Origin of the sequence: Citrobacter sp. (genome assembly GCF_050252275.1) — a bacterium.
GTDB classification, from domain to species: domain Bacteria; phylum Pseudomonadota; class Gammaproteobacteria; order Enterobacterales; family Enterobacteriaceae; genus Citrobacter_A; species Citrobacter_A amalonaticus.
Genome location: NZ_JBFWLF010000214.1, coordinates 1 through 8,123 on the forward strand (window position 1 = coordinate 1; position 8,123 = coordinate 8,123).

Annotated in this window: 9 protein-coding genes; 6 read left to right on the forward strand and 3 right to left on the reverse strand. The window is 55.7% G+C overall.

The window, feature by feature from the left end:
* A partial coding sequence (locus AB7E14_RS16745; RefSeq protein WP_428169695.1) for a YcbX family protein occupies nt 1–630 on the forward strand: 630 nt, incomplete at its 5' end.
* Here AB7E14_RS16745 and zapC read toward each other — a convergent pair.
* Together zapC and pyrD are read right to left on the reverse strand one after the other, a co-directional pair.
* On the reverse strand, nt 627–1,169 hold the full coding sequence (gene zapC / locus AB7E14_RS16750; RefSeq protein ID WP_043001167.1) for a cell division protein ZapC: 543 nt from the start codon (nt 1,167–1,169) through the stop codon (nt 627–629). The two genes, AB7E14_RS16745 and zapC, sit on opposite strands and share 4 nt — an antisense overlap.
* Nucleotides 1,170–1,348: 179 nt before the next feature.
* On the reverse strand, nt 1,349–2,359 hold the full coding sequence (pyrD, locus tag AB7E14_RS16755) for a quinone-dependent dihydroorotate dehydrogenase (protein ID WP_043001168.1): 1,011 nt from the start codon (nt 2,357–2,359) through the stop codon (nt 1,349–1,351).
* A 243-nt stretch (nt 2,360–2,602) separates the two neighbouring features.
* On the opposite strand from pyrD, the gene ssuE reads away from it, so the two are divergent.
* The 5 genes from ssuE to ssuB are packed head-to-tail and all read left to right on the forward strand — an operon-like array spanning nt 2,603 to nt 6,854.
* Complete coding sequence (gene ssuE / locus AB7E14_RS16760) at nt 2,603–3,178, forward strand: NADPH-dependent FMN reductase (RefSeq protein ID WP_043001169.1); 576 nt, start codon at nt 2,603–2,605, stop codon at nt 3,176–3,178.
* Nucleotides 3,171–4,145: a sulfonate ABC transporter substrate-binding protein gene (locus AB7E14_RS16765; protein WP_058587873.1), complete on the forward strand. Its 975-nt coding sequence runs from the start codon at nt 3,171–3,173 to the stop codon at nt 4,143–4,145. The genes ssuE and AB7E14_RS16765 overlap by 8 nt, the downstream gene beginning before the upstream one ends.
* Nucleotides 4,142–5,287 (forward strand): FMNH2-dependent alkanesulfonate monooxygenase, encoded by a 1,146-nt coding sequence (gene ssuD / locus AB7E14_RS16770; protein ID WP_044326940.1) that lies wholly within the window; start codon nt 4,142–4,144, stop codon nt 5,285–5,287. The genes AB7E14_RS16765 and ssuD overlap by 4 nt, the downstream gene beginning before the upstream one ends.
* 11 nt (nt 5,288–5,298) lie before the next feature.
* Nucleotides 5,299–6,090, forward strand: coding sequence for an aliphatic sulfonate ABC transporter permease SsuC (gene ssuC / locus AB7E14_RS16775; protein WP_044326941.1), 792 nt, complete (start codon nt 5,299–5,301; stop codon nt 6,088–6,090).
* Nucleotides 6,087–6,854 carry an aliphatic sulfonates ABC transporter ATP-binding protein gene (gene ssuB / locus AB7E14_RS16780; RefSeq protein WP_043001173.1) on the forward strand — a complete coding sequence of 256 codons (768 nt, stop codon included), beginning with the start codon at nt 6,087–6,089 and terminating at the stop codon, nt 6,852–6,854. The genes ssuC and ssuB overlap by 4 nt, the downstream gene beginning before the upstream one ends.
* A gap of 104 nt (nt 6,855–6,958) precedes the next feature.
* Here the strand turns inward: ssuB and AB7E14_RS16785 are convergent.
* Nucleotides 6,959–8,123, reverse strand: a 1,165-nt coding sequence (locus AB7E14_RS16785) for a DUF3458 domain-containing protein (RefSeq protein ID WP_428169696.1), incomplete at its 5' end; no start/stop codon positions are given.

Sequence of the window (8,123 nt, forward strand, 5' to 3'; positions counted from 1 at the left end):
CGCTGCCCGGCGGGGGTGCAGGTTGAACAGTTCCGCCCCAATATCGTGGTCTCTGGTGCTACGGCATGGGAAGAAGACAACTGGAAAGTGATCCGCATTGGCGAGGTTATCTTTGATGTGGCGAAACCGTGCAGCCGCTGTATTTTTACCACGGTCAGTCCGGAAAAAGGGCAAAAGCATCCCTCCGGTGAGCCGCTGGCAACGCTGCAAACCTTCCGTACCGCGCCGGACAATGGCGATGTCGATTTTGGGCTGAACCTGATCGCCCGTAATAGCGGCGTGATTCGCGTGGGCGATGAAGTGGAGGTTTTATCGACCGGTCCGGCTCGCGTTTATGGCGCCGCCGACACCGGGGAGACGGTTGAAGTCGCGCAGCAACCGAATGCGACGGTCACCATCGACTGGCAGGGACAGGCGTTTCAGGGGAACAATCAACAGGTATTGCTTGAACAACTGGAAAACCAGGGGATCCGGGTACCCTATTCGTGTCGGGCGGGAATTTGCGGCTGCTGTCGTATCAAACTGCTGGAAGGCGAAGTGAACCCGCTGAAGAGATCGGCACTTGGCGATGATGGCACCATCCTCAGCTGTAGCTGCGTGCCAAAAACCGCGCTGAAGCTGGCGCGTTAAACCGCCTGTTCCAGGCTGAAGCTGTGCGGACGAAACGACGGCTTCAGTCGGTCATTCATTATTTTAATCGCATCACCAAGCTGCATCGTCCGCCCGGCCACAACCACGCCGGGTTGCGCCAGCAGGCACAGCGCCGCATTTTCGCCAGGCTCTACCACTAACAGATTGATTTGTTCCTGGGTATCGCTCAGCCAGACACAAGCCGCATCGCCAGTGCCGGGTACCCAGTTTTCGCCGTGCGCCACAAAGTGCCAGCTTTTCGGCATTTGGGGTTTCAGATAGCGAATGGCCACCAGCGCATTGAGCACCAGCTCAGCTTTCTGGTCTTTAGAGAGCTCAAGGTCGCGGCACTTTTCTTCAAAGGAGAAGTACAGCGCGGCATCGTCAACGCAAAAACCGGACGGTGAGAATGCATCCGGGGTGAGCATTTTGCGGGCAAAACGCGAGCGAAATAACATGCCATTGGCTAAATCGAGCATCATTCGGTCATGCTCTTCGTCATAATACCAGCGCCAGTTATCGTCAGGTTTAATTCGCATTGTTTTCTCTCCCCTCTCCAACGCCCCGTTGCAAAATTGTCCTTTTTCGCCGCTTCGTTTATTACCTTAATAAGCAAAGCTTAAAATGTTTAAATAAGCAACAGTGAAAGAATATAAAACAACCAAGGGAGGAAATAAACCCCTGGTTGTCTGATATTCTGATAAAGAGAGAGAAAAAATCAAATATGGGTAACGATTTCTTTAATCAGTGGCGGACCTTTAAAAATAAAACCAGAATAAATCTGAACCAGCGACGCCCCGGCAGCCATCTTCTCGCGCGCGGCAATCACTGAGTCGATACCGCCAACGCCAATAACAGGCAACTGACCTTTTAATTCCTGAGACAGACGGCGGATAATTTCTGTACTTTTTAATTGCAGCGGACGACCACTTAAGCCACCCATTTGATCGCAATTTTTCATTCCCTGAACCAAAGAACGATCGAGTGTTGTATTGGTGGCAATAACACCATCAATATTATGGCGTACTAAACTATCGGCAACCTGGATCAGTTCTTCCTCAGAAAGATCCGGCGCGATCTTTACAGCGATCGGAACATATTTCTGGTGGATCTTTTGCAGATCGTTTTGTTTATTTTTAATCGCCGTAAGCAAATCATCCAGCGCGTCGCCATATTGTAATGAACGTAATCCCGGCGTATTTGGCGAGGAGATATTAATGGCAATATAACCGGCATAGGCATAGATTTTTTCCATACAAATCAGATAGTCATCTTTACCCTGCTCAACCGGCGTATCTTTATTTTTGCCGATATTAATTCCGAGCACCCCGTCATAATGGGCCTTTTTAACGTTCTCGACCAGGTTATCAACGCCGTGGTTATTAAAGCCCATACGGTTGATCAAACCTTCGGCATCGACCAGGCGGAACAGTCTTGGCTTATCATTGCCGGGCTGTGGACGCGGGGTCACGGTGCCGATCTCGATCGAGCCAAATCCCATCGCGCCCAGGGCATCAATACACTCCCCGTCCTTGTCCAGACCAGCAGCCAGACCAAGCGGATTTTTAAAGGTTAATCCCATACAGGTGACCGGTTTCGCCGGGACCTTCTGGCGGATCAACGCTTCTAGCGGCGTTCCCGTCACACGACGTAATTGCTGAAAAGTTAATTCATGAGCGCGCTCTGGATCGAGCTGGAAAAGGGCTTTACGAACGAAGGGGTAGTACATGAACTCTCCTGGATTCCCGGTGTGCAAACCGGGGGCGTATTATGGGAGATATCGAACAAAAAGGGAATTGACCTGCGGCAATAAAAAGCAAACGTTTTCCCTGGCAGCTTCTTTTTATGCAATTTTCAGCTTTTCAATTCCGCATAAATCATTTCGATTCCCGATTCCCCTCTGTCAGACTGCAAAAATTGTTATCAATGTTAAATAAAAGCGAACAATTGGTTATAAGGGGAGAATGCAATTATGCGCGTCATCACTTTGGCGGGAAGCCCACGCTTTCCCTCTCGATCCAGTGCTTTACTGGAATATGCCCGGGAAAAATTGAACGGTCAGGACGTTGAGGTGTACCACTGGAATCTGCACAACTTCGAGCCTGAAGATCTGCTGTATGCCCGTTTCGACAGCCCGGCACTGAAAACACTGGTCGCACAACTGAAAGAGGCGGACGGCCTGATCGTTGCCACGCCGGTTTATAAAGCCGCCTATTCCGGGGCGCTAAAAACGCTGCTCGATCTGCTCCCCGAACGGGCGCTGGAAGGTAAAGTCGTCCTGCCTCTGGCGACAGGCGGCACCGTTGCACATCTGCTCGCCGTCGATTACGCGCTGAAACCGGTGCTCAGCGCCCTGAAGGCGCAGGAGATTTTACACGGCGTCTTTGCCGATGACTCCCAGGTGATCGACTATCAGCATAAGCCGCATTTCACGCCCAATTTACAGCTGCGTCTTGATAAAGCGCTGGAAACGTTCTGGCACGCCCTGCATCGCCGCGACGTTAAGGTTCCTGCTTTTGATACTGTGCGAGGTGCGGCCCATGCGTAATCTTCTCAAAGCTCGTACGGCATGGCTGGCATTCGCCGGACTGCTGGCCTTTTGCGGACTGACACAGGCGGCGGAGCCCTCACCTGATGCCCTGCGTATAGGCTATCAGAAAGGCAGCATCAGTATGGTCCTGGCGAAAAGCCACCAGCTGCTGGAAACGCGTTATCCCGGAACCAAAATATCCTGGATTGAATTTCCCGCCGGACCGCAAATGCTGGAAGCCCTGAACGTCGGCAGTATTGATCTGGGCAGCACCGGCGATATTCCGCCCATTTTCGCCCAGGCCGCTGGCGCAGATTTAGTGTACGTCGGCGTAGAACCGGCGAAACCGAAAGCCGAAGTGATTCTGGTGCCGGAAAACAGCCCCATCAAAACGGTGGCGGAACTGAAAGGCCATAAAGTGGCGTTCCAGAAAGGATCCAGCTCGCACAACCTGCTGCTGCGCGCCCTGCAACAGGCCGGGCTGAAATTTACCGATATCCAGCCGACGTATCTTACCCCTGCCGATGCCCGAGCGGCGTTCCAGCAGGGTAACGTTGATGCATGGGCCATCTGGGATCCTTACTATTCCGCTGCATTATTGCAGGGCGGTGTGCGCGTACTGAAAGACGGCAGCGATCTGAAACAAACGGGATCGTTCTATCTCGCCGCGCGACCGTACGCTGAGAAGAACGGCGCGTTCATTCAGGGCGTGCTGGATACCTTCAGTCAGGCAGATGCGTTAACTCTCAGCCAGCGGCAGGAAAGCATTGCCCTGCTGGCGAAAACAATGGGACTGCCAGAGCCCGTGATTGCGTCATATCTCGATCATCGCCCGCCGACCCACATTTCACCGGTCAGTGACTCTGTGGCCGCGTTGCAACAACAAACCGCAGATCTGTTTTACGACAACCGCCTGGTACCGAAAAAAATCGATATCCGCCAACGCATCTGGCACCCCACTCAACAGGAAGGAAAATCATTATGAGTCTGAATATGTTCTGGTTTTTACCGACGCACGGTGACGGTCACTATCTGGGGACGGAGGAAGGCTCGCGTCCGGTGGATCACGGCTATTTACAGCAGATTGCGCAGGCGGCGGATCGTCTGGGATTCACCGGTGTGTTGATCCCCACCGGGCGATCCTGTGAAGACGCGTGGCTGGTCGCGGCATCAATGATCCCGGTAACTCAGCGACTCAAATTCCTGGTCGCATTGCGCCCGAGCGTCACTTCACCGACAGTCGCCGCACGGCAGGCCGCTACGCTTGACCGCCTCTCCAACGGTCGCGCGCTGTTTAACCTGGTCACCGGCAGCGATCCACAGGAACTGGCGGGCGACGGTGTGTTTCTCGATCACAGTGAACGGTACGAGGCCTCTTCGGAGTTCACCCAGGTCTGGCGTCGTTTATTGCAGGGTGAAACCGTCGACTTCAACGGTAAGCACATTCACGTTCGCGGAGCGAAACTGTTCTTCCCGCCCATCCAGCAACCCTATCCCCCACTTTACTTCGGCGGCTCTTCCGATGTCGCCCAGGATCTGGCCGCTGAACAGGTCGATCTTTACCTCACCTGGGGCGAACCGCCTGAGCTGGTGAAAGAGAAGATAGCCCAGGTACGAGCCAAAGCGGCGGCGCGTGGGCGTAACATTCGTTTTGGCATTCGCCTGCACGTCATTGTCCGTGAAACCAACGAAGAAGCATGGCGAGCCGCGGACCGGCTGATCGCTCACCTTGATGACGACACGATCGCGAAGGCGCAAGCGGCGTTTGCCCGAACGGATTCTGTCGGTCAGCACCGAATGGCGGCGCTGCATAATGGCAAGCGCGACCAACTGGAGATCAGCCCGAATTTGTGGGCCGGTGTGGGTCTGGTGCGCGGTGGCGCCGGGACCGCGCTGGTCGGCGACGGACCGACGGTGGCGACGCGCATCAACGAGTATGCCGCGCTGGGCATCGACAGCTTTGTCCTTTCCGGCTACCCACATCTGGAAGAGGCGTACCGGGTCGGCGAACTGTTGTTCCCGCATCTGGACGTCGCGATCCCGGAAGTCCCACAACCGCAACGCCAGCATCAGCAGGGTGAAGCGGTGGCGAATGAATTTATCCCGCGCAAGGTTGCGCAAAGCTGAGGAGAACCGTGATGGTAACGCCAACGAAAAAGTGGTTGTTACGCGTTGCCCCCTGGTTTTTACCGGTGGGCATCGTCGCCGTCTGGCAACTGGCCTCCTCCATGGGCTGGCTCTCCGGGCGTATTTTACCCTCACCGGAAGGGGTGATCATCGCCTTCTGGACGCTCTCCGCCAGCGGCGAACTCTGGCAGCATCTGGCCATCAGCTCATGGCGTGCGCTGATCGGCTTTTCGATCGGCGGTTCGATTGGCCTGACGCTGGGGCTGATCAGCGGCTTATCGCGCTGGGGAGAACGCCTTCTGGACACCTCCATTCAGATGCTGCGCAACGTTCCACATCTGGCACTCATCCCGTTAGTGATTTTGTGGTTTGGCATTGATGAAACCGCGAAGATTTTTCTGGTCGCGCTGGGGACGCTCTTTCCAATTTACATCAATACCTGGCACGGGATCCGCAACATCGATCGCGGCCTGGTGGAGATGGCGCGTAGCTACGGATTATCCGGCTTTTCGCTGTTTATCCATGTGATCCTGCCCGGCGCCCTGCCCTCGATCATGGTCGGCGTCCGCTTTGCGCTGGGGCTGATGTGGCTGACGCTGATCGTCGCGGAGACCATTTCAGCCAATTCAGGAATCGGTTATCTGGCGATGAACGCTCGCGAATTCCTGCAAACGGATATCGTGGTTGTCGCCATTATTCTCTACGCCCTGCTCGGTAAACTGGCCGATGTCAGCGCTCAACTGCTGGAACGCGTCTGGTTGCGCTGGAACCCGGCTTATCATGTGAAGGAGGCCACCGTATGAATACCGCCCGTCTGAACCAGGGTACACCGCTCCTGCTGAATGCGGTAACGAAAAAGTACGCGGGTAACATCGTACTGAATCAGCTTGATCTCCATATCCCGGCAGGCCAGTTTGTCGCCATCGTCGGGCGCAGCGGCGGGGGAAAAAGCACCCTGCTACGCCTGCTGGCGGGGCTGGAATCGCCAAACGCCGGTGAACTGCTGGCAGGGACCACGCCGCTTCGCGATAGTCAGGACGACACCCGCATGATGTTTCAGGATGCCCGACTTCTGCCGTGGAAATCGGTGATCGACAACGTGGGACTGGGGCTGAAGGGCCACTGGCGGGACGCTGCGCGTCAGGCGCTGGCGGCGGTTGGGCTGGAAGAGCGGGCGAGCGAATGGCCAGCAGCGCTTTCCGGCGGACAAAAACAGCGTGTTGCCCTTGCGCGGGCGCTGATCCACCGACCTGGCCTGCTGTTGCTTGACGAACCGCTTGGCGCGCTGGATGCGTTAACACGTCTGGAGATGCAAGATCTCATTGTTTCGCTGTGGCAGGAGCATGGTTTTACCGTGCTGCTGGTGACACATGACGTCAGCGAAGCCGTGGCGATGGCCGATCGGGTGTTGCTGATTGAGGATGGCAAGATTGGACTGGATCTGACGGTCGACATTGCACGCCCCCGCCGCCTGGGATCGGTGCGTTTAGCGGAGCTCGAGGCCAACGTGTTGAGTCGGGTGATGCAGCGTGGGGTAACGGAACAGCCGATCCGACGGCATGGATAAGTATTCAGGACGTTGTAGGCCCGGTAAGCATGAGCGCCACCGGGCATTTTGCCGGATAGCGGCGTTACCGCCTTATCCGGCCTACAAAACGACAGGTCAACGTCTCAGGCTAACGCTTTGGTTACCTTCTCGTACAGATCGCCGGAAAGATTCTCCAGCCCTTTCAATTGTTCCAGCGCGGCACGCATTTTTTGCTGACGCTTCGCATCGTAACGTTTCAGACGGATCAAAGGTTCGATCAGACGTGACGCCACCTGCGGGTTACGGCTGTTAAGCTCGGTCAACATCTCAACCAGGAACTGATATCCGCTGCCATCTTCCGCATGGAACGCCGCCGGGTTACTGCCGGCAAACGCACCAATCAGCGAACGAATACGGTTCGGGTTGCTCAGGCTGAACGAACGATGTTTCAACAGACCGCGTACCGTATCCAGCACGTTATCCGCCGGGCTGGTGGCCTGCAGGATAAACCATTTGTCCATCACCAGACCGTCCTGATGCCAATTGTCGTCATACTCCTGCATCAGCGCATCACGGCACGGCAGTTGCGCCGCTACGGCCGCAGACAGCGCCGCCAGCGCATCGGTCATGTTGTTAGCTTCACGATACTGCTTACTTACCAGCGTGTCCGCCAGCGTCGTTTCACCAAAGGCCAGGAAGCGCAGGCAGGCGTTACGCAGCGTACGTTTACCGATGTCCGCATGCTCAACACGGTACTCCTCCAGCCGGTTGGCGTTGTAGATCGCCAGGAACTCATCCGCCAGTTCGGTCGCCAGCGTACGCGTTAACGCTTCGCGAACTTCAGCGATCGCCAGCGGATCGATGATATCAAACAGCTCAGCCATTTCTGTTGCCGAAGGTAACGTCAGGATCTCTGCCGCCAGCGCCGGATCGATCTTCTCATCCAGCAGCACCGCGCGGAACGCATCCGCCACATGCACCGGCAGAGACAGCGGCTGGCCCTGCTGATGGCGGTTTACGTTGAGCTTGATGTAGGTCGCCAGCAGGCTTTGCGCCGCATCCCAGCGGGAGAAGTCGTTACGCGCGTGACGCATCAGGAACGTCAGCTGCTGATCGCTCCACTTGTATTCTAGTTTCACCGGGGCTGAAAACTCGCACAACAGCGCCGGTACCGGCTGGAAGTAAACGTTATCAAAGACAAACGTCTGCTCCGCCTGAGTGAAATTCAGTACCGAATTTACCGGGTGACCGCCTTTCTGCAGCGGTATCACTTTACCTTCGTTGTCATACAGCTCGATGGCAAACGGA

Coding starts and splice junctions, on each gene's coding strand:
- zapC (WP_043001167.1), bottom strand. CDS start 1,169: ATGCGAATTAAACCTGACGATAACTGGCGCTGGTATTATGACGAAGAG.
- pyrD (WP_043001168.1), bottom strand. CDS start 2,359: ATGTACTACCCCTTCGTTCGTAAAGCCCTTTTCCAGCTCGATCCAGAG.
- ssuE (WP_043001169.1), top strand. CDS start 2,603: ATGCGCGTCATCACTTTGGCGGGAAGCCCACGCTTTCCCTCTCGATCC.
- AB7E14_RS16765 (WP_058587873.1), top strand. CDS start 3,171: ATGCGTAATCTTCTCAAAGCTCGTACGGCATGGCTGGCATTCGCCGGA.
- ssuD (WP_044326940.1), top strand. CDS start 4,142: ATGAGTCTGAATATGTTCTGGTTTTTACCGACGCACGGTGACGGTCAC.
- ssuC (WP_044326941.1), top strand. CDS start 5,299: ATGGTAACGCCAACGAAAAAGTGGTTGTTACGCGTTGCCCCCTGGTTT.
- ssuB (WP_043001173.1), top strand. CDS start 6,087: ATGAATACCGCCCGTCTGAACCAGGGTACACCGCTCCTGCTGAATGCG.